Consider the following 24,418-nt stretch of genomic DNA (forward strand, 5'->3'; position numbering starts at 1 on the left):
ACGCAAGCGCAAACGCCGAATCCCGTTCCTGAAAGTTGAGAGAATCGCTCTTCTGCCCCAAAACCTCTCACTCTTCAAATGCTCCTTGTTATTTGGCATAGTAATCATCCACATTTGAACGTGTCACGACAGAGATCCCCGTGTCCACCATCACGGGAAGCGGTGCATTTTCACCGGATGACGATGGAGCAGGAACCGTCAACTGGTGATGCAGATGGAACAAATATTGGAGTGACCAATACCCCATATTCCAGGTTCCCTGTGCAATTGTAGCCGAGATCGTCCCGTTCTTGATCATATCCAATGTAGCCTTATTTGTATCAAATGAAATAATCTGCATAGGATGTCTGCTGCCCCCGGCAGTTTGAACGGCTTCTCCCGCTCCTGCTCCTCCGGTGGCTTCAGTCACAAAAATACCCGCCAGTTCCGGACGTTCCTTCATCATTCTCAGTGTTTCGTCTCTGGACACCATCGCATCACCGTGCCCATCTGCAACTTCAACGACCTGCATGGAAGGATATCTCTCCTCGATCGTATCGCGGAAGCCTTTCGTTCGTTCTTCATGATTCTGTTGTCCAGGCAAGGTTAATACCGCAACCTCTCCTTCACGCCCCAGCAGTTCAGCCATTTTATCAGCGGCCATTACACCGGACTTGTAGTTATCTGTCCCCAGAAATGAATAGGCCTGGCTATCGGGTGCATCCGCATCAAATAATACAACAGGGATATCTGCATCGACTGCCTTGTTAATCGCTGGAACTAGCGATTGGGGATCGATCGCAGATATGGCAATGCCCGCGGGTTTACGAGCGATGGCCTGCTCGATCACCATCGTCTGCTCCTTCGCATCATACCGGGTAGCTCCGCGATATTCTACGGTCACCCCAAGCGCATCCGCGGCATCCTCGAATCCTTTAAGCGGGCTCTTCCAATACTCCAGCCCGGACTGGAATGTAATCATGATATACGTCTCTCCGATATCACCGCGCAGCCCCCGGTCCTCCCATGAACTGTTAACCTGACTGGTATATTCGAATCTCAACACATACAGCGCAAATGCCGAGATTAGCAAAATATAGACTAGCAGCATTTTCTTCATTACGTTCACTTCCTCAAGTGGTCTGATCATCCTATGCTCCGTCTAAATTGTAAACGCAATCATTCAAAAAGAAAACTCCCCCGTATCTTTTAAACGGAAGCCCGTGCTGCTATCCATGTACCTGCTGCAATAATGTACTATATGGTTTTTCCCTCTGGACGTATGATCATGGAACTAGACTACAACCAGAGGAGCGCTTCGTCATGAATATTGCATCTTTTTTAATCTATTGCATCGTCGTCACCTTTACCCCCGGGCCTAGCAATATCGTCATTCTATCGTCCACCCAGAAGGTAGGCGCGCGACAAACGATGAATTATGTGTGGGGAGCTACGCTGGCATTTGGCCTGCTGCTTACGGCATCAGCTTTCCTTAATCACCTTCTTGCCGACGTGTTGCCCGGAATTCTGAAGGTGATGCAGATTGTCGGCGGCATCTATATGGTATATCTGGCGTATCAGATCTACAAGATGGGTACCACTGAGGATGCACCAACCCAAGTTACCGGATTTGGGAACGGTTTTATTATGCAATTTGTCAATCCCAAGGTGGTCTTGTTTACGTTCACGGTCCTTCCAAGCTATGTATTGCCCTTTTACCACAGCTCATTTTCATCGTTCCTGTTCGTATTGCTCATTACCTTCATAGGTTTTCTGGCCTACTCCAGTTGGGTTGTTTTTGGCACGGTTTTCAGAACGTTGCTGAATCGCCACCAAAAATTACTGAGTATTCTCATGGCACTTTTTTTGTTATACTCAGCCATTATAGTATCCGGATTGATCTAAAGCTTGGGAGGTGTGCTGCATGGAACGGTTCAACTATAAAAAGTCACAAAACGTGCTGGCACTATCTGCCAGCTTTACTGATTTTGCATACAAAAAACATTGCCACGAAGAGTACGCGGTTGGCGTAACCCTGCGCGGCATTCAACAATACAACCTGGACGGACAATATCAGGCATCTCACCAAAATGGTGTCATGTTGTTCAATCGTGAGCAGTCCCATGATGGTAGCTCCTATGATAGAGAAGGCATTGATTACGTGATGCTGTATCTGAAGCCGGATTTGGTAGAGGAGATTATAGGCAAAAAGGAATTGCGTTTTGGAAGTCCCATCGTCTATGATCCCGAGCTTGCACGGAAGATCCTGATGCTGAACGATGCCGTTCAGCACAGACAGGACGAAGCCGAGTGCAGCGAACGGGTCTTCGATCTGGTTCACCTTCTGGCTCAGAAGGAGATGCATCCCAAGCTCTGGGTGCCTCAGGACAGCCTGGTTCGAAAAGCTAAGGAAATGATGTTTTGCAGCACCGAAGATGTGCTCAAGCTGGACAACCTGAGCGCCGAATTTGGCATGTCCAAGTTTCAATTTATCCGTGAATTCAAGTCACAAGCAGGTATTTCTCCCTACCAGTTTTTCTTAAACTGCAAGGTGGAGCGTGCCCGTCAGTCCATCGAAATGCAGAAGGACGTCTACGCTGCTGTTGCTGATTGTGGATTCGTGGATCTGACCCATCTGAACCGGCATTTCAAACGGGTATTTGGCGTCACAGCTTATGAATACATGTTGCAGTTAAACTATAAAAATTGAACTACAAAATATTTACACTGGCCACTCCGATGACAGAGTAACCTTCTGATCACTGTTATCCCCAGATTTTTTGATCCCTTATTATAAAGGTAAAATCCAGGGATAGCGTACGCTTTCGATGCAGCTTTCTTTCAGAAAACTTTTAGGCGAACGCTTCGCTTCTTCAGGTTCTTTCCGTCCTTGGGCAATCAGATTCTTTTCTTTCGTCTCCAAAACCACAAAACTGCCAATGCTGCTAATAAAATGACTGTACCGTATAAGATAAGATAGACAGGTCCACTTTGCCAGCCATCACTGGTTTCTCCAAAATCTTCTTTACTTACAACCTTGCCTGCGCCCAGCAATTTCAAGTCATCTCCGGCTTGTTCCACAAGAACGTTGCGACTGCACAGATTCGTATGCAGCTTTTGATCCAGTTCAGATTGATACGCATAGATCAGGTAGGACTGATTCTTTTCGAATTGAATACCACATGATTCAGACCCACCGTCACTCGCGATGATTTTCATCTTTTTGGCGTTAACCCCCTTCCATGCCGTATCTACATCAAAGGTATACTCTCTTAACATGCCATCATTCTTCGATTGCTGCGATGGTCCTTTCTTTACCACTTCTCCTGTAAATACAGTTGTGTTTGTCTTCAATCTCTCTTGGACACCACTCTCCACACAACTGCAAGCATACACTTTCTCTCCGGAAAATAGAGCTAACCCCGACGTAACCAACAGTAAGACCAACATGCACATCACCAACCGTTGTTTCATTCCGACCGCTCCCCTCCTACATTCTCTGCTTGAACAAACGTTGTAAAGGTTACATATTTTTATTGCTGCTATAATTATTGTAAAATTATAGCACAATACAAATATCGTTATGTCCAACATACGCAAGGAGCCCACATACGAAATTAACGTTCACGGAGGATCTCAACATTTGATGCACAACTGGAAAAAGAACTTCTCATTCCCGCTGCTCGTTGCAGCGTTATGCATGATCGCCTTTATAAGCATCGCCCTATCCATCAGCGATAACCAGATTCATCGATTTGATGATACGCTGATCGGCTGGATTCAGGGGTTGGAATCCCCTGGCATGACACAATTCATGCAGTTTTTCACCTGGATCGGCAGTGAAATGCCTGTAGTTTTCATTACAATCATTGCCATGATTGTGTTATACGTTTGGCTGCGACACAAACGCGAACTACTCTTCCTCGCTTGTGTACTCGCCGGTTCAACCCTGTTAAATGCATTGCTCAAGCTGGTATTCCAACGTGCCAGACCTACCATTAACCGAATTATTGAAGTGAGCGGCTACAGCTTCCCCAGTGGACATTCCATGGCTGCATTTAGCCTGTATGGTGGACTGGCCTTTCTCATCTGGAAACATGTACCCACCGTCACCGGACGTGTACTGATGATCATGGCCAGTGCCGTCTTTATACTGACCATTGGCATAAGTCGTATCTACTTGGGTGTGCACTATCCAAGTGATATCGTCGGTGGATATTTCTTGAGTGGTTGCTGGCTCTCCGCTTGCATATGGTTTTACCAGCGGCATCTGGAGCGTATGTCCCAACTGCACAGCAGAAGACTGGCATAGTCTCTACGAGCGCATGCATATGGAAATACCCGGCTTTCCTTAACTGAAGGATAGCCGGGTATTTCTTGCTTTTGTTTGTCTAAACTCATTCCTGTATCCCATCTTGTACAAGGTCCAGCTCAACATGAACTGGAATATCCATCGCAGGGTAGTTTTTATAGAATGTTTGGCTATTCCAATGATGACTACGGCTTCTTACATAATCTCCGAATGCGGCAGGATCCACATTTTCCGTCTGACATTTTCGAACCAACTGATTGATTTTGGATTCAATATGTTTTTGTACTTCATACTCCAGAGCTTTCATGTCCTTAAGTGATAAGAGAAAGTCATTTTGTGAATCCTTAATAATAGAAGCATTGATTCGAATGATCGTATCCAGAGTCTCTGAAGACCGAGCAGAAGACCAGTGATGCTTTACAGAGGAAGACAAAATTTTAAGCAATGCATAGTGATGTTGCTTCTGGGAGGACGTCTCCGAGTTCGGAACACCCGTGATAGGCACCAAAAACCTGCCGTTCTTGGCGTTCTCCGTTAATAGCTTCAAGCACAGCCCCTCATCCTCCGTGATCTGAAGTGTGGCGATCTCACCCTTAAAAATGACTAACCCATTGAGTTCAATTTTCTTTTGTTCGTTAAGGATAAGTCTGGGAAGATAAATATCCTGCCCCTTGCTGAAATACTGGAACAACGTCTGATGCAGACTGGAATGAGGCAGATTAGCGTAATTAGCATTTTGCTCAATCAATTTCATCAGATATAACGGGTCATGAAATGGCATGGATGCTTTAATAATATCAAGTGCCTTGCCATCAGCAACGGCAAACTGCATCCGTCTGGAGACTTTGATATTGTGTGACAGAACATGCAAAATATCTCCAATGCCATTACGTGCATATGTTTCCCCGAGTACCATCACTCTTAACTGACCGTATTCGATAGGTTCTTTAGATTGCATGTTCATTCTAGCTACAACGTCGAAACTGTTCGACGAATCAATCTCCATCAATTTAACATCACTTTTGTCTTTGTCACGATATTCCCCGATCAGCACACTGTTATGAATGTGGTTGTCTTGAATATCATATGCAGAAGCTAAAACAAGACTAATATTGTTAATAATATTGGTATCTTTACAAGAGCCCAGTAGAAACATAATCGTTACGATTATCAGGATTTTGCCGATGCGGATCATGCTTAATCACTCCTCGTCCAGACGATTTTTGGACTGCACTTTACCGGGCTTATAACGAATGAACGAGAGTGGTCTTAAATAACTCGGACGGGTGGTCGTCTGCTCATAGGATGCTCGAATAAGACTGTCTTTGAGATCGTTAAGCCGCATAGGGAAAAAAGGCGACATGTATGGCGAGCCCAGGGACTTTAGTCGGGACAGATGAACCAGCAGAAAACAAAGTCCAATCGCAATACCAAATGCACCCCAGATTGAAGCTAACAGAATAATCGGAAAGCGTAAAAAACGAATTGCATTCGACATTTTATAGATCGGTGTGACAAATGATGCCAGCGCAGACAAGGATACAATAATAATTAGCACATTACTTGTAAGCGCAGCTTCTACGGCAGCTTGCCCCAAGATAATACCTCCCACTACGCCGAGTGTCTGCCCGATTCGATTTGGTAATCTCGCACCTGCTTCACGCAAAAATTCAATTGTTGTTTCCAGAAATATGGCTTCAAAAAAGGGAGGAAAAGGTACACTTTGTCTGGTAGAAATCAATTTACCTAATAGCTCCTTTGGTACAACTTCGTAGTGAAAAGTCAGTAATGCCACGTACAGCGCTGAGGCAAACAAGGAAAAAATCACTCCAAAGATACGGATCAGTCGAAAAAAGGAACCTAGAGCCCAAGGCAGATAATAATCTTCCGGGGAGACAAAAAAATCAAACAATGTCGATGGACCTGTAATAAAAGAGGGAGATCCATCACTAATCACCGCGACTTGTCCTGTTATGAGTGCATAGATAACTCTGTCCCTGCGTTCCGTCGTGGTGAATAGTGGAAATGGCGTGAACGAATTATCTGCAATCAATTGATCCAGTTGCGATGTGTCAAATACAACATCAAAATGAATGCCCTTCAGTCTCTCTTCCATTCTGGTCACATTATCTGGATTGGTGATACCTTCCACATAAAGTACGGCCACTTTGGACTGGGACAAGGACCCCACCGTTATTTCCTTTACAATCAGATTGGTCGTTCGTAGCTGCATACGAATCAAGTGCAGATTAACTGCCAATGACTCCACGAAACCAACTTTTGGACCTATAACACTGAACTCATTCTCGGTATCATTGTTACTTCGGATTCCTTCCTTGCCTGTCATGGGAATGAGAATGGTTTTCTGTTCCTGAGCATGACATCGAATCACCAGATTACCCTGAAGGAGAGCTTGCAACACTTCATCACTTTGATCGGTCAATTTTGATTCCTCAAGAGGGATGTGCGTCAACAGATCGAGAAATTCAACTTTTATTCCTGTATCACTTCGCTCTTGTAACGCATGAATTACAACTTCCAGCAGATGACTGTCTACCAACGTTTTATAATAGTTTAATTCGAGTGGCAAGCCGGGAATGGCTATAACCTGGGTTATGAAATCATCTGAACGTCTGCAGGCTGCAAGTACATCCGGAATGAATTCCATCCCTTGCTCTTGAGTATGATCGGATGAGTTCATTTTTCATCTCCTTTTACCGTAGTACGATTTGGTATCTCTCTCGTTGGCTGGGGAAACTGTCCCCGATTGATTCGAAACAGAGAGACCAGGAAAAGAAGCGGCAGATAGATGAAAATCAACACTTCTCCTGATCGCATATATACTTCTGTCATCATCTCAATTTGGGTGCTATTTCGGATAACCATAATGAGAATCACAAAGAGTACCATAGCCATTTTGAGACCCATGCTGGGTCTGATCGATGTCTCCAACTTCAGACAGTGGCAGGCAGCCCAGAGCCCCAGCGCAATAATTGCTAGCATTTTCAGTAACCAAAAGGATAACACTAAATACTCCATACGCTGGATCAAAGGCATTTCGATAATGCTAATCAGGCTGAGTGTCGGCCACAGATGCTCTTTCATTTGTCCATGACTGAAGAACATAAAAGAAAATGTGAAAAAGACGAGGTACACCACTGTGGCTGTGACAACTGCCGCATAAGCCCATCGAACGGAACGTTCGGGTGTTCGGATAAAGGGATAGACGACCAGTAGAATACCACAACCGATAAACTCGTGGAGCATATCCCTTGTTGAAAGTAAGATGGTGGATGCTTCATGATCCATAATTGGCAGCAGATTACGAGGATGCAGATAGGAAGACACCAGGAAAATTTGTGGAAAAACAAGCAAGAGAATGAACAGTGTTCCCCAAAGACACATGCCTGTTACCGACTGAATCCCGCCAGCCACACAATAATAGAGCAGTACCAATACTACGAGACTAATTATCCGAATATTCTGTGTAGGAAGAATCCATAATTGAACAATATGAACATAGGAGAGGAAGGCTACGATGGAACCGAGTACAAAGTACAAAATAAAAATCCAGTTGATGATAGAACCTGCGTATTTCCCCCAATAACGTTGGTTGATATGTACAAGGGTCGATTGTTTTGCGGATTGCCTACCCAGTAAGACGTACATCATTTTAATAACTACGGCAACAATAACAGACGCAATCAAAATACTGATCCAACCATCGTTCTCTGCCCCGTGAAGCATTTTATATTGGAAGTTCATCAATCCCACGTTGACCAGACTGACATATAACACGTAAAACAGATGAATGGGTGACATACTGTAGCGGTTCCCGGATGTGTTCACAGAAATCTCCCCTTTTATTAAAAATGCCTTCTTTAAATCCAGTTATCAACTGATCCACATTGTCGTCAATACAGTAGATTTAATATTGTAGTTAAGTTAGTCGCTTGAATTCAGTATGTAAATTAATCTGCATTTTATGCACCATAATAAAAAAACGCCTGTCCCATGAGTAGGAACAAGCGGGTATTGATTTTATACCAAATTACAACTCTTCACCATTGGATTCGATAACTTTTTTGTACCAGTGGAAGCTCTTCTTCGGTGTTCTGCTCAAATCTCCGTTACCGTCGTTGTCCTTGTTGACATGAATGAAGCCATAACGCTTCTTCATCTCTCCAGTGGACGCACTAACCAGGTCAATACATCCCCACATGGTGTAGGCAATCAGATCCACGCCATCCGCTACCGCTTCTTTCATCTGTTCAATGTGACCTTTCAGATAATCAATACGATAGTCATCCTGAATGGAACCATCTTCCTCTATCACATCGACAGCACCCAATCCGTTCTCAACGACCATCAGTGGAATCTGGTAACGGTCATACAGATGATTCAGCGTATAACGCAATCCTTTTGGATCGATCTGCCATCCCCAGTCGGAAGCTTCGAGATATGGATTTTTGATACCACCCAGCAGATTGCCTTCAGCTCTCTCCAGGGACTCATCCGCACTTTCTACCAGAGACATGTAATAACTGAAAGAGTAGAAGTCTACGCAACCTTCACGCAGTGTCTGCTCGTCTCCTGGTTGCATTTCGATTTTAATGCCCTCTTCGGCGAAGAAACGTTTGGCGAATCCAGGATACGCTCCACGAACCTGAACATCACCACAGATCATGTTGGACAGTTGGTCTTTCTTCTGTGCAAGCAGCATGTCGTCCGGGTTACACGTATTTGGATAGGTGGTCATGAAAGCAACCATACAACCGATCTGGAAGTCTGGGTTGATCTCATGTCCCAGCTTCACTGCTTTGGCACTCGCAACGAATTGATGATGTAATGCCTGGAATCGAGTCTGTGGATCATCCACTCCGTCGACCAACGTCTCTTTGCCTTCAAACAGAAGACCTCCAGCCATATAAGCACCCAACGGCATCGTCAGACAGTTGATCTCGTTAAATGTCAGCCAGTATTTCACTTGATCTTTGTAGCGATTGAAGAGAGTTGTACAATAACGAATATAACAATCGATGACTTCACGGGAAGCCCAGCCGTTATACTTCTGTGTCAGACCAAATGGCGTTTCGTAATGGGAGATCGTTACGAGCGGCTCAATATTGTACTTTTTCAACTCGGCAAAGACATTATCGTAGAACTGCAATCCCTCTTCGTTTGGCTCCAGTTCGTCACCGTTCGGATAGATCCGGGACCAGTTGATGGACATGCGGAACATTTTGAAACCCATCTCTGCCATCATGGCAATATCTTCTTTGTAATGTCCGTAAAAATCAACCGCTTCATGGCTCGGATAATACGTGCCCTCTTCCAATACAGGTGTAATCCGGCGTGGAATCGTGTGGGTTCCCCCTGTCATCATGTCAGATGTGCTTGGCCCTTTGCCACCCTGGTTCCATCCGCCCTCGAATTGATTGGCAGCCGTTGCGCCACCCCAGTAAAATCCTTCTTTCATTGTCATGACCAGTTCCTCCTTCATATTTAACTCAATTCGATATAAAATGCTTGATATTATGCGAGTAGCCGTTCCGGTCACGAATCGTTCTTCTGATCGCTGTTATCCTCGGATGATGAAGGCGAACACTTCGTTTCGTCAGAATCGATATCGTCCCCTTCACTACTTCGCAATAAATGAAGAACAAATTATAAGACTGAGTCAAAATGTTTTCGTAAGACGATATAACCAGTGTACCACCCATACCCTGACACCTATTGTCATGGTATAATCAGAGCATGGAAAATAACCGATTATTTCGAATGTTGCTTTTGTTATTGGAGAAAAAGAAAGCCACTGCACCCGAACTCGCCCGTATGTTCGAGATTTCGGTACGTACGGTGTACCGTGATATCGACCGGCTAAGCGCTGCGGGCATCCCCGTCTATACGACGACCGGCAAGCATGGCGGCATTCATCTCATGGACAACTATGTCATGGACAAGTCCCTGCTGTCGGAAGAAGACCAGAACGAAATTTTGATGGGACTATACAGCATCAGTGCAATCCCACACCTGAATAGTGCTCATATGCTGCAACGGCTGACCGCCCTATTTGATCACAAGCTGGATTGGATCGAGTTCAATTTCTCACCATGGGGCAGCATTCCCCTGCAAGAGAGAGAACTTTTTAATCAAGTGAAACAAGCCATATTAACCAATCAACTGATTACGTTCCACTATGTTAATTCGGATGGAGAGAAGAGTGTTCCAACAGTGGAACCTCAGAAGCTTATATTCAAGAACAGTACATGGTACTTCAGAGGATATATTCATGATGATCCTGAACGGAAAGAATTCGAGACATTCAAGATGAAACGGATCACCCAATTGACCTTTCTAACGAGAAAACTCGATCCTGTTGATGTGGGGTCAGCCCACCCTGAATCAGAGGCAGCTCCTGTCCTGACTCCTCTGACGCTCTTGTTCACCAATAATATTGCTTACCGGGTGTATGATTTTTTCGAACCGTCCCTCATTAAAAAAGAGCCTGATGGCAGGCTCCGTGTGTCTCTCGAATTAAATGTAGGGGAATGGCTCTACTCCTTCCTGCTATCGTTCGGTTCAGAGCTGACCGTAATCGAGCCTGTACATGTTGGACAGGAATTGCTCAGACGCCATATCCAAGCCGTTGAACATTTACAGCATGTCATGAACAACCTTCCCAACAATGAATGATATAATATAGGCCTATACAACTTTTAATCACAGCTGACTCTCCGTCATCCATCTGACCGAAGGAGGTTTATCCATGCAAGACATTAGACGCAACAATGTGGAACGTTTCAAAGGTTTTGGTACGTTATACGATCAGAACCGACCAGCTGCTCCCACTGAAGTGGTGGATATTCTAACGACATATCTTGGAAGCACACCGCGCATGGTCGCAGATGTTGGCTGTGGCACCGGCTTATCCTCGTGGATCTGGCTGAATCAGGCAGAACGCATCATCGGCTTCGAACCCAGCGATGACATGAGGTCTGTAGCAGAATCCAAGTGGGAATCTGCCGGGAAGCCGGATAACCTGCGGTTTGTGTCCGGCTTGTCTCACGACCTTGGATTACCAGATGGCAGTGTGGATGTGCTGACCTGCTCCCAATCATTTCACTGGATGGAGCCGCAACCTACACTACGCGAGTTTGCACGTGTACTTCGTACAGGCGGCATATTTGCTGCCTATGATTGTGACTGGCCGCCAATGTTAGACTGGCAGTTAGAACAAGCTTATCTGAAGCTGAATAAGGAAGCAGATCAACGGGCAGCCAGTCTGGCTCCCCAGAATAGTCAGGCACACAAATGGAGCAAGGATGGGCATTTACAGCAAATTCAGGAGTCCGGTCTGTTCCGATATGTGCGGGAAATCGTGTTTCATCACCACGAGACCTTTGATGCAGACCGATACGTGAACCTGGCCTTGAGCCAAGGCGGCTTGCAAACGGCGTTGAAACTTGGAGCGGATGAACTATTAACAGCTGCCGATGAGTTCAGAGCGCTGGCTAATCGTGTATTTGACGGACAATCCAGAACAGTACTCTTTTCTTATCGCATGCGCCTTGGTATTGTCTGAAAGCAGTACGTTGTTTGCATCTCTTCTACATACCAAATGTAATAAGGAGGTCGTACACGTCATAATAATGACCTGTACGACCTCCTTATTATCTATATCCTCAGGATGAGAATAAGTCACTTAATTGTCGCTCCTGTACATTCAATGCCAACACCAATTTTGTCGGGTCTTGTCTTGAATAAATGACGTTAATGATATGGCCCTGCTGCACCTGCGGCAGCGCAGTAGATAAAATTTCTTTTTGCGTTGTCACAGTGAACGTTTCACCATTCGTCTTGGTTATGCTGAGTTTGAGTTGAAGCTTGATCTTATTACTGCCTACATTGCCAAGTGGAGTGACATCGAGAATCTTGGCCATTGCTTTTTCGCCTGTTCGTGCAATATCCATCATCTCAGGGGATACCCCTTGTTGTACCATCTTTTCATTCAACAGTTGCTGCATATCCTCCTGTGATAACTGTCCTTTCATATCAAGACCTACCTTGCGTTCATCCTTCACAGAGACCACTAACGGAATGAAGCTGCCCGGCTGAAACTGAGCCATGGATGTCAGGGGAATAACAGTTTTCATCTCGGTATCGTATTTCTCACGCCCCTTACGCGACACCGTCAGAACCAATCGAACCTCCGGCTGTTCATTAATATACGTGCCAGTCTGTTGTATGCTCTTAATGACACCCACTGCCGGTAAACCTGTCTTGACTCGACCTACGCCGAAAATACTACTCAAAATCGCAGGAACAAAGATCAACCCGAACCCGGCAAAGATCGCCGGTTTATACCACCAGGCTTGCATGATGATAAATGGATCATCCCACATCTTCTGTGCCAGAAATGGGGAGAACCCCACTCCAAACACAGTTAATACGCCAATCAATCTCAGAAAACCTACCATATGGCCCACCCTCTCTTCATCCTTCTCTTCATATCTCTATCCAAACCTCTAACGTTATGTCTATGATCAGTTGTTATACGTATTTAATAAATGGAGTATCACTGTCCTACAAGCAAAACCTTCTAGATGGAAACTAGCCCCATATAGATCAGTTCAGTCGGATTCGCTGGATTCTGACCCAATCCCACCCGATCTCCAACTCGTGGAATCTGCATTTTGGACACCAGTGTCTCTAGTGTTCGCTGATACTGGTTACCGTTTGTCTCCGTCACATCCAAGACAAGCACAACAATCGGATCAAAATTGATCAGTTTGCCCGTATCGGTGATTGTCACCACCGTTGCTGTTGCCGTTAATGGAAGCGAACCACTCGCAGCCATTTGTGCCTGTTTTGCCGAATCCAGACTTTGGTTGATTGCCTCCCGATGTTCCTTGGATACGAAACCTTTCATCATCATGCCAGTGAGCCCTTTATTCATCATTTTATCTGCTTTCGCAATCGCATCTTCCTGTTTGTTCTTTCTACCGAACCATCCCATAGTAAGCACCTCATTTGTTATATTTTATTTATAATTAAATTATAAACACCACGGCTTGTCTTTGAATACCCTTCTGGCGGCATACAAAAAAAACGAAAAATCCGGTAATCGAATTACCGGATAATCATCTCTTTGGTAAGGCATTATGCCAATTCCACAAAAAAGCAACTGCTAATGCGATCTTCATTTTACGTTTGGCAGATATTATTTGTGGTTAAAGTGGTGGCATTGCACCAAATCATATTCAATATACTCATTTTTAAATGTGTGTCCATACTATAATCATCAATCTAACTCATTGCGGTTAACACTACGGCAATCGTATTAAACGCACCGTGAACAATCATGCCAGGCACGACCGATCCTGTCCGTTCATACGTCCATGCAAACACAACGCCACTAATAAAATTTACGGGCATGGCATTAATCGTTGGAAAGTGAGCAAGAGTAAAGATTAGAGCACTAATCACAATCGCCCATTTCATCCTGATACGAGTCCTTAGCCAGCGATATATGAACCCGCGGTAAAAGATCTCCTCATAGAGAGGTGACACGAATCCAGCCGAAACGATACCGATAACGATAGTAAAAAGAGTGACATTTTGCTGAAGACTCTCTGTTTTGCTGTTGTCTACCGTATTTCCAAGAAAACTGGTAAGATATACTGCCATCACACTTAAAATGATGAGAAGCAGGAGCCACAGTACAATTCTCCACCAATCCCTTACGGAGAATCCCTTCACGCCCACCTCTCTCCACGACAGCTTCTTCGGTCGCAAAGCAACCAAGTACAGTCCCGTCAAAAGTGTAATTGCGATGGTAAGCCCTGTGAGTGTCCCAGAATAAAGGGTATTATCCAACCACTCCTCATATCCGGACTGTATCGGGTATTTAATCACGAATATTACAAATACAAATTCCAGCGTTAGCAATACTAGTAACTCACGCCATGTCCACTGATCCGTCTTTTTCCACATTACCGCTCTAGTCATTCTCGATCCCTCAATCCTCTATTATATATTATAATGATATTAGGTGACGTAACGTCACCTGCAAGCACTTTTTGGGAGGAAAAAACATGCAGAGATGGACAACAGGACAAGTATCCAAACAGAGAGATATTTCCGTGAGAACACTACGTTATTATGATCAGATCGGTCTACTACAACCGAGTCATAAGGAAGACAACGGTCGCCGTTATTATTCAGAGGAAGATTTATTTGCGCTTGAAAAAATCACGTTGCTCAAATCACTATCATTATCGCTTGAAGACATACAAACTGTAATGAACAAACTATCTTATCGTCATATTCTGATCGCACATCATAATCATCTTCAGGAGCAATTAACTTCAATTCAGGGCAGTATTGAAAATACTACATCTTTGATCAATATGATTGATCTGGAAGGTATACTTTCCTGGGATCGGGTTTCACATCTGGTCCAAAACGTACAGCCCGTTGCTAAACAGTGGATGGATTACTTCAATGCTGAGGAAGTTGCCTTTCTACAGAAAGCATTACCGAAACTTAATAATAATGATAAGATTACTCAGCAATATGTCTCCTTGATACGCCGGATTGAGTGGTGCATACAACAATCTGTTCCTCCCCAATCGGATGAAGGCTATAACATTGCCTGTGAATTAATGAAGTTATCTCACGATACTTTTAATGGTGATGAGACATTGATCGAAAAGTTTTGGGAAGTGAGGAAGCTTCCTGCTACAGAGTCAGGACTATATCCCGTATCTGACGAAGTTCTGAACTTTGTGGAGCTTAGTACGGCTTATGCTCTTGAAATGGAATCAAAATTATAGTGGAATGAGAAAGAAAGCCGACTTGTCAGCCGGCTGTATCCAGGAAATATCCTTATATGGGACCCGTAGTGACCCATCTTTTCCAAACGGATGATATCATGCTACCGCTCTATTTTTTGCGTAACAAATATACCAGCTTCCGATAATACATCGCCGCTTCCTTGTATTTGCGCTGATCCTCAGACACCACGGCCAATCCTTCGTATAACGGCTCAAGCCGCACGACATGCTGCGCGGATTCAAAATAAGGCAGACAGGCAAGCGCACGCTCCATGAAAACTTCGCGATCTCCATGCGCAAGAGCCAGCTGGCTCTGGTAGAAGGTTCCGCTCATCTGATGGTCCTGGGTTGTTGCACATTTCAAGAGTTGATCTACACTTTGTGCAAGTACGCCCCAGTTCTTCCGCGCCAGAGCCACTTCGCATTGATATATACAGACGAGCGGCCGCATCGCGAGCTGTGTTTCTTCCGTTTCCTGCTGCAATAGTGACTCAAATCGTTCAATCTCCGCCTGTGCCTGATCCAATTCACCTGTCATCGTTAACATAACAATCCGATTGTTGGCAATTGCGGTCACCAGATCGCCTTGGTTCCCCGCATATACGAGGTTCGCCTCCGCCATGGTTAATGCCGAGAGTGCCTCCTGAACCAGTCCCATTGCGAAACAATAACCACTATATGCCACATATAACCCGGACAATCGATGGAACAGCCGCTGATCATATACATGACGCATCGTAAGCTCGAATACCTGTTTCGCCTCTTCATACTGTTTAACCTGGATGTAGGCTTCCATCTTGATATTTTGCACAGACAGCCAGAATTCACTGCCAGGAAGCTCCAGCTCACTGAGCCTGGTTGCATGAGTTAGTACATCTACAAAGGCCATTTTGGAGCGATAATATTGTATTTTATAGAATAAAAGTGCCTTGACTAACGGGCGCGGCAGATCAATATCGTCTGGGCGACCATACTTCTCCAGGTAAAAATTAAGATAGGACGTATGTATATATTCATGTGCCGTTGCATCATTTAACTGTTGATAATATACCGCCTTCATCAAAGCCGTTGTCAGCTCAACAGTCAGTGTGTCATCCCGATCTGACAGCGCATGCACCGTCTCTTCGGATATCAACGACGCTGGAACAGACATTTGTTCGAAGATGACTTCTGCCCGTTCAAGTGTTTCCTCGTCCTGAGCCGCAGCCTTTAGAATATAGGAAGGGGATACCCCCAGGCGTCCAGCGATAGCTTCTGCCAAATCCTCAGGGAGCGGATAACGATCCGCCAGAATATTGGCAAAGTGGGCCTGCGTGACCAGACCTTCCACAAGGTCTTTACGGGAGATTTGTTTTCTTTTGCTTAGCAGTTCAATGCGTTCCTTCAGCATGGCATTCCTGTCCTTTCTACCCTAACAAGCGAGTACATTATATGCACATCATCGCAAAATTAGAGATATAACGCCACCCTTCCGGCGAAATCAAACGAAACGGTTTCCGTTTCCGAGGTAATTGTTTTACAATAAGGAGGTATGTATACGAGCATTTGATCGAAATGCTGAAACATGAGCTGAATATGAAAGGATGCAAATAAATGATTATTAAACCAAGAACACGTGGTTTTATTTGTACCACTTCCCACCCTGTAGGTTGCGCTGCGCAAGTGCAGGAACAGATTGATTATGTGAAATCACAGCCTGAGCTCAAAGGCCCCCGTAATGTGCTCGTAATCGGCGCTTCCACCGGATACGGTCTGGCGTCACGCGTTGTATCCGCTTTTGGAGCGGGAGCGAATACGATCGGTATTTACCGTCCGAGCAGTTCCACAGAAAAACGTACAGCCTCCGCAGGCTGGTACAACTCCGCTGCATTTGAAAAAGCCGCTGAAGAAGCAGGCCTCAAATCGTACAGCATCACAGGTGATGCATTCGCAAACGAAACACGAGACAAAGCCGTTGAACTGATTCGCAGTGAACTCGGTCAAGTGGATCTGGTCGTATACAGCGTAGCCTCGGCACGCCGTACCGATCCAAACACGGGTGAAGTATTCAACTCTGTGCTGAAGCCTATCGGACAATCCTACACGAATAAAACAGTAAACTTCCACACAGGCGAAATCAGCTCTGTTACGCTGGAGCCGGCAACGGAAGAGGAAATTCGTCAGACCGTAACCGTAATGGGTGGAGACGATTGGGAACTGTGGATGGATGCCCTGCAACAAGGTGGCGTACTCGCGGATGATGCAACAACGATTGCTTTCTCCTACATCGGACCTGAACTTACCCATGCTATCTATCGTGATGGTTCCATCGGTCAGGCCAAGAATCATCTGGAAGCGACTGCACTCAAGTTGAATGATCGTCTAAGTGCCAAGGGTGGACGTGCTTATGTAACTGTCGCCAAAGCGCTGGTGACTCAATCCAGCTCCGCAATTCCAGTCGTGCCGCTGTACATCTCAGCATTGTACAAAGTCATGAAAGAAAAAGGCTTGCATGAGGGATGTGTCGAGCAATTGCAGCGTCTGTTCGCTGATCGCCTGTATGCAGGAGGAGAAGTTCCAACCGACGCAGAAGGTCGCATTCGTATCGACGATTGGGAGATGAGAGATGACGTTCAGCAAGAAGTCGCGAAGCTCTGGAATGAATTGACTACAGAGAACATCTATGATCTGTCCGATCTGGAAGGTTATCGTCGCGAATTCTTCCAACTGTTTGGTTTTGAAACCGATGGTGTGGATTATGAAGCAGACGTTGATCCAAACGTTGAAGTGCCCCATCTGGTGAACTAAAAAAGTTTTGGCGAGTACGCAAACTTAGATTTTCGTTAGCACTTCTAATGCCATGTTAAAGATCTGATTGTACAATCAATGAAGGGGAAACCACCGGGTTCTCCCCTTTTTTGTCTATTTTTTAGATCCTTTCATCCTAGATCCTTTCTACGCCATTTTAATTTCATATCCTTACATTCTTTCGTGTATCCCCTGATCAAATCGATTTAAGCTTTTTTTTCAACTCTTTCGGTACCGTCTTCTCAATAGTGATTGAATGCGCTCCATGCATGGACGCAAAGAATTGAAGGCCCTCCCGAAAATCCGCAATCCATTCCTCCACAGGTGGAGCAGTCTCTTCCATTGATAACAAACGAACGGTAAGCACTCCAGTTTTGCGATCAAGTCGCGGGTCCATACGTCCGATTAACCGATCACCATGAAGAATCGGCATGGCATAATAACCGTAGGTTCTTTTCACCTCTGGCGTATAGATCTCCCATTTATAATGAAAATCGAATAAATCGACAATACGTTCTCTTCTCCATAACAGATTGTCCAGTGGCGGCAGGAAACGGACCGGGCCTGATGGATCATAGTGTGGCTCTTCCCTCTCCATATGCAATAACAAATCCTCGTCTTCAGCTCGAATATAATAAGGCGTCGCCACGTCCTCCACCTTAAGCGGGATCATTCGCCCATCTGACACACGGGCAGCAATATCGGCGCGTCGTTCAGCCGCTGTAGATTTTAGCCAACCCAGACGGGGATCACGGGCATCTACAACGCGATACACATGAATGTATTTATCCAGTAGAGCCTGCTTCTGGGCCAACACATCCATATCTTCTTTCATCGGAAGTCCCTGTTGCTGCAATCCGGATTCGGTAATATGAAAATAACGTTCATTCCCTTGCCTCGCCACCACACGAATCACAGCAGAGTCTAACAGTAGATTCAGAGCAAGTGTGGTATCCTTCGTCTTTGGCACATCTGCACTGTCCCAATAACCACTTACCCGTTCAACAGCACGGAAGGCTCTTGAAGGTAAAGGTCCTTCATCCTTCAAACGCTGTAACACATGCTGCACTGTTTTCTCCAGACCTTGCAGGGATGGAGCCAGACGCTCCCTTAATCGGGCACGCACAGGTTCAAAGAGAGCATAATCCTCGATTGGAATGACACAGGCAGCATTTGCAAAATATTCAAACACCTTATGATCACTCAGCAGCGAATTTAAGCTATCAGCCGTATAACCCGGGTCACGGGCACCCAGCACCAGATGCTGGTTTCCGGTTACAGCAGCCACAGGATCGATCTGCACGCAACCAAGGGAGCGAATCAAACTCAGAACTTGATCGGGTCCCGATGGTAAGGAAACTGCGGGCCAACGTTCCAGTAAAGCTTGCGTTTGCAGCAAGAAACGCCGAACGATTTTTTTATTCATGTGCAGCGCTGTTGTCATATGTATAGGTTCTCCCCTTCATTATATGTACAGAATTTATAGCCAATTTATAAGATCGATTTTAACAGTCCACATGATTACTTTCCAACCAAAGAAAGGATTATAATCGTCTTACTTATCCAGCAATCCGTTTCTCATAGACAAAATAAAAAGAAGCACCACCATCCTGGATGATCTGCTTCTTGTGTTTGACCTTTTGCAATTTTTCCTGCTTCGTAGGCATGAGACGTACATGCTGGGATAATGCACCATAATCTCCGTTCACTCGTCGGCTCTGTTCCGAGCACCACTTGCCTGACCGCTCTGCTTTGCGTAATGCTTTTTGTGTTTGTGTACGTGCCATAATGGATTACACACTCCTTTGGTTGATATACACTCAATATATCATGTGCAGCTACGCAAGTGAAGGTGCTTCCTGCTGGAATGGGCATATACATATTTTAAGAAGGCTTCCACCGTGTACTTAGCGGGATTGCCGCTTTCGCCGAGACTGCCACGTTTCGATGGGTTCATGATCATCTTCTTCGATCAGTTCCAATGCTTCCTCCACTCTTCTCGCCTTGAATAAAAGGATTAATTCCATCAGATCTTCCCGGTCCAGCAACTTCACTCCATTGACTGCCGCAAGCGTCCGGCAAGCTTCCGTGTAACGGGCGGACGTTAATACAATCGACCGGTCAGCTTCATAATAACGCATGGATGTATAGATCTCCTGCACTGCACTTAATCCTACCGGATGGTTCGCACCGTATCGCTTCGCTTGTATAACACTCCGCCGGCCGAGTCGATCCACAAATACAAGATCCGCACCGAAATCCCGGCTGCTCGTCGTTTTATGAACCTCATCGTACCCGAGTTCTTCGAATAGATGATAAAGATATAATTCAAATTCCGAACCATCCTCCATCTTGTCGATGTCCTTTATCGTAATCTTCCTGGGATTGGCTTCACTTCGTATCCGCTGACCGCGCCCGATAATACGCCGAATAATCCAGGCCAACAGTAGTAATATGACAATAATTCCGATGACCCATAGGGTCACATTTTCACTCCAGTTCATAGCTCTTCTCCTTGTTCTTTTCCCTATGTTCTATCCAACGTCTTAATCAGATATGGCTTATCACCGCACTAAATATATCAGACTTCCACCTTGATCGAAAGAAGATGAATTCCCTGTAACCCTCACACTTCTCCAAACATAGTTATTTCGACAAATACATGATAAAAGGTTACAGTGTGTTCGGTTGAATTGCACTTCATTTCAATGGTAAAATTCAACAATCGGTTCTCTTTTGAACCGAAGAAGAAAGGTGGTTTATCACTTGCATACATTGACCAAACACAAGTCCAAAACATGGGCTGCCCTCATTTTTAGCGGCATGCTCCTCTTCACCATGAATACAACAAGTTACGCTGCTGCCTCAACCGAATCCATGCCCAAACCAGCGTGGACGTCATCTTCCCTGATGTTATCTGAGGCCAATACCGAAAAAGATGTCCTGATCAAGGCAATCCATGCCGTGCCATCCAAAAATCTTGTCTATGTACATGCATCCCAGGCCGTAACGAAAACAAGCAGCAAAACTACACTGGACTGGCAACTGGACTCTCTCCAAGCATTCGATGCTACAACTGGGCAATTGAAGTGGAATACGATATTCCATGAGAAAAGCGGTCCTTACACCACATACTCCGATTCGGTATATGCCAGTAACGGTACAGCTTATGTGTATATGGAATATTCGGACAAAACCAAAAAATTGTACTCATTCAATACATCCGGTAAAACCAACTGGATCAAAACGGTGAACTCACCTGCAAGCATATCCCTTTTGGATAACGATACGCTGATGGTTGCTTCAAGTCAGGGCGTGCAGTCAAATGGTTCCGTTCGCTCAGCCATCTCGTTATATGACAAAAAGGGCAAATTAATTACCGAAAAGACCATTAACGGCAGCGTGCTCAAGGCTGATCATGGTCGAATTGTAGTGGATGCCAGCAAACAAACCAAGGTAGGCAACTTCTGGCAGCAAGCTGCGAATCCCAAGGTGGAGATCTATGATCGTACGTTGAATCGTCTGTCCTTCTACCAATTCCCTGCCAATGCCAATACACTGGGAGATGGCGGCGGTGAATCGCTGGCCATTCTGGACGATGGTTCCATTATTATGCGTGCCAATTTCGAGAATACGGGTAACCGACTGATGGGCTTTGGCACCGACGGCAAGCTTGCATGGGGACGTGCCATTGCCGGTGATGCCTACATCCAAACGGCTGGCAACGGTTATACGGTCCTTACAGGGCAGAAGCTGGAACTGTATACGATGAAAGGCAAAGTGACTGAGCGTACATTCAAGGACGCACAGCCTGCATTAATGCATGTTGACCAGACACAGGATGGTCAGTACCAGCTTGATTTTGCCAAAAAAGGATACATTCTTGATCCGCAGACACTGGAAGACGTGCATATCTACACGACCAGTGCCTCCGTTCCTTCATTAGAAGGTGTCTCTACCTATGTCGATGATGTCATCTATTCGATGAACGATGAGACATTGTCCAAATATGTATTAAAGGCTGCTGTAAAATAATGAACGGAGCGCTTCTGTATGACCGTCTAAACGGTTGACAGGGCGCTCTTTTATTTCAAATTCGCCTGGCTTCCCTTACTTGTCATTTCTTCTCATCCTGTTATACTAGTAACGTTCTCTTGCTTCACCCTAATCTTGATAGGCAAAAGGAGCTTAACCTTCCTATGATAATTCAGTTCATTCGATATAGATAACTTGGGGCATAGCCATAAACCTCTTTTTTGAATTTCGTGCAGAGGTTTATTTGTTATGCCCTTTTCTTCAGTTATCCAAATCTGAATGAATGGGGTGTTATTCCATGTCAGTCCATCGCAGAGAACGTAGCGCTGCGCTTATTAATCCATACAACCATATGTTGAACTGTCCCATCTGTCATAGCCCTATGGCAACCATTAACTCAGGGAGCATTCAATGTGTGTCCAGGCATAGCTTTGATTTTGCAAGACAAGGCTATATCAATTTCATGACACGTTTTTTCAAGGGCAACTATGACAAACGTTTATTTACTGCCAAAAGGAATATCTTATCGGAAACCGGTATTTATGCTCCTTTGACCGAAGTACTACGCAGGTGGATCTCACGTTATTCGGTTGACATCAGCTATCGAGTGCATATTCTGGATGCCGGCACAGGAGAGGGAACATTTCTGCAGCAGATTACGCAGGATACTCCAGCCGTTGGCTGGGGCATCGACATTGCCAAAGAAGGCATTGCCATGGCTTCCTCTGCCTACAACCAGCAAATTTGGTTTGTCGGCGATCTGGCATGCAGTCCGTTTGCAGAAGGTCAGCTGGACATCATCCTGAATATATTTTCTCCTTCCAATTATGGAGAGTTTGGACGAATTCTGAAAGATGGGGGATGGATCATCAAAGTCATCCCCCGTGAACGATATTTAATTGAACTAAGAGAAATGCTGTTCCTGAATCGACCTGATCGAGCAGACGGCCGGGAACTTACGCTGGACCGATTCCGCAAACATCATCATCTCATCGCCAGCATTCCGCTGACCTACACGCTGCCCGTCACCGCAAACATGCTGGATTCACTCGTTCATATGACACCACTTTCCTGGCATCGGTCGGGATCATCCCTGGTGAGCATTCAAACTTCCTTGTCGAAGATTACCATTGACGTAGAAATACTGGTGGGAACAATCAGATAACCGTTATGGCTGATTTCAGCCTCCATACAGCCAAAAAGCCGGGCGAGTTCCAACTGGAACTCGCCCGGCTTTTCATGTGATCTGATGCATTATTTCCAGTTCTGGTCGATAAATTCGTCCCGTCCGGATAACGCACGGTCTTCCTTATAATGCTTCTCGTTTTTCTTGTGGTAATCCTGATGATAGTCTTCAGCCGGATAGAACACGACGGCATCCCGAATTTCCGTGACAATCGGTTGAGTGAATCGTCCGCTGGCTGCCAGTTCCTGTTTAGACTGTTCAGCAAGCTCACGTTGACGTTCATTATGCACAAAGATTGCCGTACGATACTGTGTCCCCCGATCCTGGAACTGTCCTCCGTCATCTGTCGGGTCAATCTGAGGCCAGTATAGCTCCAGCAGTCGTTCATAAAGGAATACTTCCGGATCAAATGTAATCTCAACCACTTCGACATGACCGGTCTCCCCGGTTTTGACCTGCTCATATGTTGGATTCTCGACGTGACCGCCAGTATAACCCGATATAATCCCATGAATGCCCGGTTGTTCTTCGAACGGTGTAACCATACACCAGAAACATCCGCCGGCGAATGTAGCTTTTTCCATTCCGTTCATCCCCTCTTATCTAAACTACGTATGAATATAGATAGCCATTACGCATACCTTCTTATATTCTAAAACAACAAGAGGTTGATTGAAAGCCATCGTTATGGCTCTCAATCAACCTCTTCATTGGTAATTTATTTTATTCATTAGGTAATGCAATGTAGCAACAACTTATTCAAGAACTGATCTTGAATGAGTTACCCGCGACTACGTCCCATCGAACGGAAGATCAAGCTTACGATGGCTACAAGAACGATCGCACCAATCAATGCAGGTACAATGTAGAATCCGCCCATCTCAGGACCCATATCACCCAAGATTACTCCACCTAACCATCCACCGATGAAACCCGCAACGATGTTACCGATAACACCACCTGGAATGTCACGACCAACGATCAAACCTGCCAACCAACCAATGATACCACCGATAATTAATGACCATAACCAACCCATATCATTCACCTCTAATTAAAGTTTTTGTTGTTGTCTGTCTACTATTAACCGCTACAGAAGCATTTAAACAATTGGCATAAAAATTTTTGCATATTACCGTTTGTCCCATGCATTCTTCTCTGCAAAATAGGCTGTGGCCCAGTATGAAACAGATCACGTCACTTTCCGGCATCTCACCAGCTCAGGGCTGCGTTATGTACCTCCCGAAAGTCATTGTATGTTAGAGCAGACAAGGTTAGTAT

At 45.2% G+C, this 24,418-nt stretch carries 24 protein-coding genes; 9 read left to right on the top strand and 15 right to left on the bottom strand.

Annotated features, from left to right (window positions below):
* Positions 1–88 precede the first annotated feature (88 nt).
* Positions 89–1,099 (bottom strand): substrate-binding domain-containing protein, encoded by a 1,011-nt coding sequence (locus tag MKX40_RS23565; protein WP_339243176.1) that lies wholly within the window; start codon positions 1,097–1,099, stop codon positions 89–91.
* Positions 1,100–1,302: 203 nt separating this feature from the next.
* Between MKX40_RS23565 and MKX40_RS23570 the strand changes: the two genes are divergently transcribed.
* Together MKX40_RS23570 and MKX40_RS23575 are read left to right on the top strand one after the other, a co-directional pair.
* The gene (locus MKX40_RS23570; protein ID WP_339236803.1) at positions 1,303–1,884 is read left to right on the top strand and encodes a LysE family transporter; all 582 of its coding nucleotides are present in this window, start codon (positions 1,303–1,305) and stop codon (positions 1,882–1,884) included.
* A 19-nt stretch (positions 1,885–1,903) separates the two neighbouring features.
* Positions 1,904–2,689: an AraC family transcriptional regulator gene (locus MKX40_RS23575; protein WP_339236805.1), complete on the top strand. Its 786-nt coding sequence runs from the start codon at positions 1,904–1,906 to the stop codon at positions 2,687–2,689.
* A gap of 188 nt (positions 2,690–2,877) precedes the next feature.
* Here MKX40_RS23575 and MKX40_RS23580 read toward each other — a convergent pair whose 3' ends face one another.
* Positions 2,878–3,453: a hypothetical protein gene (locus tag MKX40_RS23580; protein WP_339236807.1), complete on the bottom strand. Its 576-nt coding sequence runs from the start codon at positions 3,451–3,453 to the stop codon at positions 2,878–2,880.
* 172 nt (positions 3,454–3,625) lie between these two features.
* Between MKX40_RS23580 and MKX40_RS23585 the strand changes: the two genes are divergently transcribed.
* Positions 3,626–4,291: a phosphatase PAP2 family protein gene (locus MKX40_RS23585; RefSeq protein ID WP_339243178.1), complete on the top strand. Its 666-nt coding sequence runs from the start codon at positions 3,626–3,628 to the stop codon at positions 4,289–4,291.
* A gap of 85 nt (positions 4,292–4,376) precedes the next feature.
* Here MKX40_RS23585 and MKX40_RS23590 read toward each other — a convergent pair whose 3' ends face one another.
* The 4 genes from MKX40_RS23590 to MKX40_RS23605 all read right to left on the bottom strand — a co-directional run bounded on the left by MKX40_RS23590 (position 4,377) and on the right by MKX40_RS23605 (position 9,776).
* Positions 4,377–5,486, bottom strand: coding sequence for a Ger(x)C family spore germination protein (locus MKX40_RS23590; protein WP_339236810.1), 1,110 nt, complete (start codon positions 5,484–5,486; stop codon positions 4,377–4,379).
* Between the two features lie 6 nt (positions 5,487–5,492).
* Entirely contained in the window at positions 5,493–6,992 is a 1,500-nt protein-coding gene (locus MKX40_RS23595) for a spore germination protein (protein WP_339236812.1), read from the bottom strand.
* Positions 6,989–8,140 (bottom strand): GerAB/ArcD/ProY family transporter, encoded by a 1,152-nt coding sequence (locus MKX40_RS23600; RefSeq protein ID WP_339236814.1) that lies wholly within the window; start codon positions 8,138–8,140, stop codon positions 6,989–6,991. The genes MKX40_RS23595 and MKX40_RS23600 overlap by 4 nt, the downstream gene beginning before the upstream one ends.
* Positions 8,141–8,342: 202 nt before the next feature.
* Positions 8,343–9,776, bottom strand: a complete 1,434-nt coding sequence (locus MKX40_RS23605) for a glycoside hydrolase family 1 protein (RefSeq protein WP_339236817.1) — start codon at positions 9,774–9,776, stop codon at positions 8,343–8,345.
* A gap of 272 nt (positions 9,777–10,048) precedes the next feature.
* Here MKX40_RS23605 and MKX40_RS23610 point away from each other — a divergent pair, with 272 nt between their 5' ends.
* Both MKX40_RS23610 and MKX40_RS23615 read left to right on the top strand, forming a co-directional pair.
* The gene (locus tag MKX40_RS23610) at positions 10,049–10,987 is read left to right on the top strand and encodes a YafY family protein (protein ID WP_339236819.1); all 939 of its coding nucleotides are present in this window, start codon (positions 10,049–10,051) and stop codon (positions 10,985–10,987) included.
* 73 nt (positions 10,988–11,060) lie between these two features.
* Entirely contained in the window at positions 11,061–11,876 is an 816-nt protein-coding gene (locus MKX40_RS23615; protein WP_339236820.1) for a class I SAM-dependent methyltransferase, read from the top strand.
* Between the two features lie 100 nt (positions 11,877–11,976).
* Here MKX40_RS23615 and MKX40_RS23620 read toward each other — a convergent pair whose 3' ends face one another.
* The 3 genes from MKX40_RS23620 to MKX40_RS23630 all read right to left on the bottom strand — a co-directional run bounded on the left by MKX40_RS23620 (position 11,977) and on the right by MKX40_RS23630 (position 14,302).
* Positions 11,977–12,771 (bottom strand): hypothetical protein, encoded by a 795-nt coding sequence (locus MKX40_RS23620; protein ID WP_339243180.1) that lies wholly within the window; start codon positions 12,769–12,771, stop codon positions 11,977–11,979.
* Between the two features lie 122 nt (positions 12,772–12,893).
* The gene (locus MKX40_RS23625) at positions 12,894–13,310 is read right to left on the bottom strand and encodes a hypothetical protein (protein WP_339236822.1); all 417 of its coding nucleotides are present in this window, start codon (positions 13,308–13,310) and stop codon (positions 12,894–12,896) included.
* A 290-nt stretch (positions 13,311–13,600) separates the two neighbouring features.
* A complete protein-coding gene (locus tag MKX40_RS23630; RefSeq protein ID WP_339236824.1) occupies positions 13,601–14,302 on the bottom strand; it encodes a type II CAAX endopeptidase family protein in 702 nt (233 codons plus the stop codon).
* An 86-nt stretch (positions 14,303–14,388) separates the two neighbouring features.
* Here MKX40_RS23630 and MKX40_RS23635 point away from each other — a divergent pair, with 86 nt between their 5' ends.
* Positions 14,389–15,129, top strand: coding sequence for a MerR family transcriptional regulator (locus tag MKX40_RS23635; protein WP_339236826.1), 741 nt, complete (start codon positions 14,389–14,391; stop codon positions 15,127–15,129).
* Positions 15,130–15,238: 109 nt separating this feature from the next.
* On the opposite strand, the gene MKX40_RS23640 is transcribed toward MKX40_RS23635, so the two are convergent.
* Positions 15,239–16,519 (bottom strand): XRE family transcriptional regulator, encoded by a 1,281-nt coding sequence (locus MKX40_RS23640; protein ID WP_339236829.1) that lies wholly within the window; start codon positions 16,517–16,519, stop codon positions 15,239–15,241.
* Between the two features lie 203 nt (positions 16,520–16,722).
* Between MKX40_RS23640 and fabV the strand changes: the two genes are divergently transcribed.
* Positions 16,723–17,916 (top strand): enoyl-ACP reductase FabV, encoded by a 1,194-nt coding sequence (gene fabV / locus MKX40_RS23645; RefSeq protein WP_339236832.1) that lies wholly within the window; start codon positions 16,723–16,725, stop codon positions 17,914–17,916.
* A 196-nt stretch (positions 17,917–18,112) separates the two neighbouring features.
* On the opposite strand, the gene MKX40_RS23650 is transcribed toward fabV, so the two are convergent.
* The 3 genes from MKX40_RS23650 to MKX40_RS23660 all read right to left on the bottom strand — a co-directional run bounded on the left by MKX40_RS23650 (position 18,113) and on the right by MKX40_RS23660 (position 20,420).
* Positions 18,113–19,360, bottom strand: a complete 1,248-nt coding sequence (locus tag MKX40_RS23650) for a crosslink repair DNA glycosylase YcaQ family protein (RefSeq protein ID WP_339236835.1) — start codon at positions 19,358–19,360, stop codon at positions 18,113–18,115.
* A 115-nt stretch (positions 19,361–19,475) separates the two neighbouring features.
* Positions 19,476–19,703: a hypothetical protein gene (locus tag MKX40_RS23655; RefSeq protein WP_339236837.1), complete on the bottom strand. Its 228-nt coding sequence runs from the start codon at positions 19,701–19,703 to the stop codon at positions 19,476–19,478.
* Between the two features lie 120 nt (positions 19,704–19,823).
* The gene (locus MKX40_RS23660; RefSeq protein ID WP_339236839.1) at positions 19,824–20,420 is read right to left on the bottom strand and encodes a restriction endonuclease; all 597 of its coding nucleotides are present in this window, start codon (positions 20,418–20,420) and stop codon (positions 19,824–19,826) included.
* A gap of 262 nt (positions 20,421–20,682) precedes the next feature.
* On the opposite strand from MKX40_RS23660, the gene MKX40_RS23665 reads away from it, so the two are divergent.
* Positions 20,683–21,951, top strand: a complete 1,269-nt coding sequence (locus tag MKX40_RS23665) for a hypothetical protein (RefSeq protein WP_339236842.1) — start codon at positions 20,683–20,685, stop codon at positions 21,949–21,951.
* 352 nt (positions 21,952–22,303) lie between these two features.
* A complete protein-coding gene (locus tag MKX40_RS23670; RefSeq protein ID WP_339243182.1) occupies positions 22,304–23,116 on the top strand; it encodes a putative RNA methyltransferase in 813 nt (270 codons plus the stop codon).
* 89 nt (positions 23,117–23,205) lie between these two features.
* Here the strand turns inward: MKX40_RS23670 and msrA are convergent, their stop codons facing one another.
* Both msrA and MKX40_RS23680 read right to left on the bottom strand, forming a co-directional pair.
* Positions 23,206–23,721 (bottom strand): peptide-methionine (S)-S-oxide reductase MsrA, encoded by a 516-nt coding sequence (msrA, locus tag MKX40_RS23675; RefSeq protein ID WP_339236845.1) that lies wholly within the window; start codon positions 23,719–23,721, stop codon positions 23,206–23,208.
* A gap of 197 nt (positions 23,722–23,918) precedes the next feature.
* Positions 23,919–24,176, bottom strand: a complete 258-nt coding sequence (locus tag MKX40_RS23680) for a GlsB/YeaQ/YmgE family stress response membrane protein (RefSeq protein WP_315938471.1) — start codon at positions 24,174–24,176, stop codon at positions 23,919–23,921.
* Positions 24,177–24,418 lie beyond the last annotated feature (242 nt).

The organism is Paenibacillus sp. FSL R5-0517 (assembly GCF_037974355.1).
Lineage (GTDB): Bacteria > Bacillota > Bacilli > Paenibacillales > Paenibacillaceae > Paenibacillus.

Bases quoted from the DNA above. Each gene is read 5' to 3' on its own strand.
- MKX40_RS23640 (WP_339236829.1), bottom strand. From the start codon at position 16,519: ATGCTGAAGGAACGCATTGAACTGCTAAGCAAAAGAAAACAAATCTCC.
- MKX40_RS23585 (WP_339243178.1), top strand. From the start codon at position 3,626: ATGCACAACTGGAAAAAGAACTTCTCATTCCCGCTGCTCGTTGCAGCG.
- MKX40_RS23605 (WP_339236817.1), bottom strand. From the start codon at position 9,776: ATGACAATGAAAGAAGGATTTTACTGGGGTGGCGCAACGGCTGCCAAT.
- MKX40_RS23655 (WP_339236837.1), bottom strand. From the start codon at position 19,703: ATGGCACGTACACAAACACAAAAAGCATTACGCAAAGCAGAGCGGTCA.
- MKX40_RS23595 (WP_339236812.1), bottom strand. From the start codon at position 6,992: ATGAACTCATCCGATCATACTCAAGAGCAAGGGATGGAATTCATTCCG.
- MKX40_RS23570 (WP_339236803.1), top strand. From the start codon at position 1,303: ATGAATATTGCATCTTTTTTAATCTATTGCATCGTCGTCACCTTTACC.
- MKX40_RS23615 (WP_339236820.1), top strand. From the start codon at position 11,061: ATGCAAGACATTAGACGCAACAATGTGGAACGTTTCAAAGGTTTTGGT.
- MKX40_RS23575 (WP_339236805.1), top strand. From the start codon at position 1,904: ATGGAACGGTTCAACTATAAAAAGTCACAAAACGTGCTGGCACTATCT.
- MKX40_RS23635 (WP_339236826.1), top strand. From the start codon at position 14,389: ATGCAGAGATGGACAACAGGACAAGTATCCAAACAGAGAGATATTTCC.
- MKX40_RS23580 (WP_339236807.1), bottom strand. From the start codon at position 3,453: ATGAAACAACGGTTGGTGATGTGCATGTTGGTCTTACTGTTGGTTACG.
- MKX40_RS23625 (WP_339236822.1), bottom strand. From the start codon at position 13,310: ATGGGATGGTTCGGTAGAAAGAACAAACAGGAAGATGCGATTGCGAAA.
- MKX40_RS23670 (WP_339243182.1), top strand. From the start codon at position 22,304: ATGTTGAACTGTCCCATCTGTCATAGCCCTATGGCAACCATTAACTCA.
- MKX40_RS23590 (WP_339236810.1), bottom strand. From the start codon at position 5,486: ATGATCCGCATCGGCAAAATCCTGATAATCGTAACGATTATGTTTCTA.
- MKX40_RS23680 (WP_315938471.1), bottom strand. From the start codon at position 24,176: ATGGGTTGGTTATGGTCATTAATTATCGGTGGTATCATTGGTTGGTTG.
- MKX40_RS23565 (WP_339243176.1), bottom strand. From the start codon at position 1,099: ATGAAGAAAATGCTGCTAGTCTATATTTTGCTAATCTCGGCATTTGCG.
- MKX40_RS23620 (WP_339243180.1), bottom strand. From the start codon at position 12,771: ATGGTAGGTTTTCTGAGATTGATTGGCGTATTAACTGTGTTTGGAGTG.
- MKX40_RS23630 (WP_339236824.1), bottom strand. From the start codon at position 14,302: ATGACTAGAGCGGTAATGTGGAAAAAGACGGATCAGTGGACATGGCGT.
- MKX40_RS23650 (WP_339236835.1), bottom strand. From the start codon at position 19,360: ATGACAACAGCGCTGCACATGAATAAAAAAATCGTTCGGCGTTTCTTG.
- MKX40_RS23610 (WP_339236819.1), top strand. From the start codon at position 10,049: ATGGAAAATAACCGATTATTTCGAATGTTGCTTTTGTTATTGGAGAAA.
- MKX40_RS23660 (WP_339236839.1), bottom strand. From the start codon at position 20,420: ATGAACTGGAGTGAAAATGTGACCCTATGGGTCATCGGAATTATTGTC.
- msrA (WP_339236845.1), bottom strand. From the start codon at position 23,721: ATGGAAAAAGCTACATTCGCCGGCGGATGTTTCTGGTGTATGGTTACA.
- fabV (WP_339236832.1), top strand. From the start codon at position 16,723: ATGATTATTAAACCAAGAACACGTGGTTTTATTTGTACCACTTCCCAC.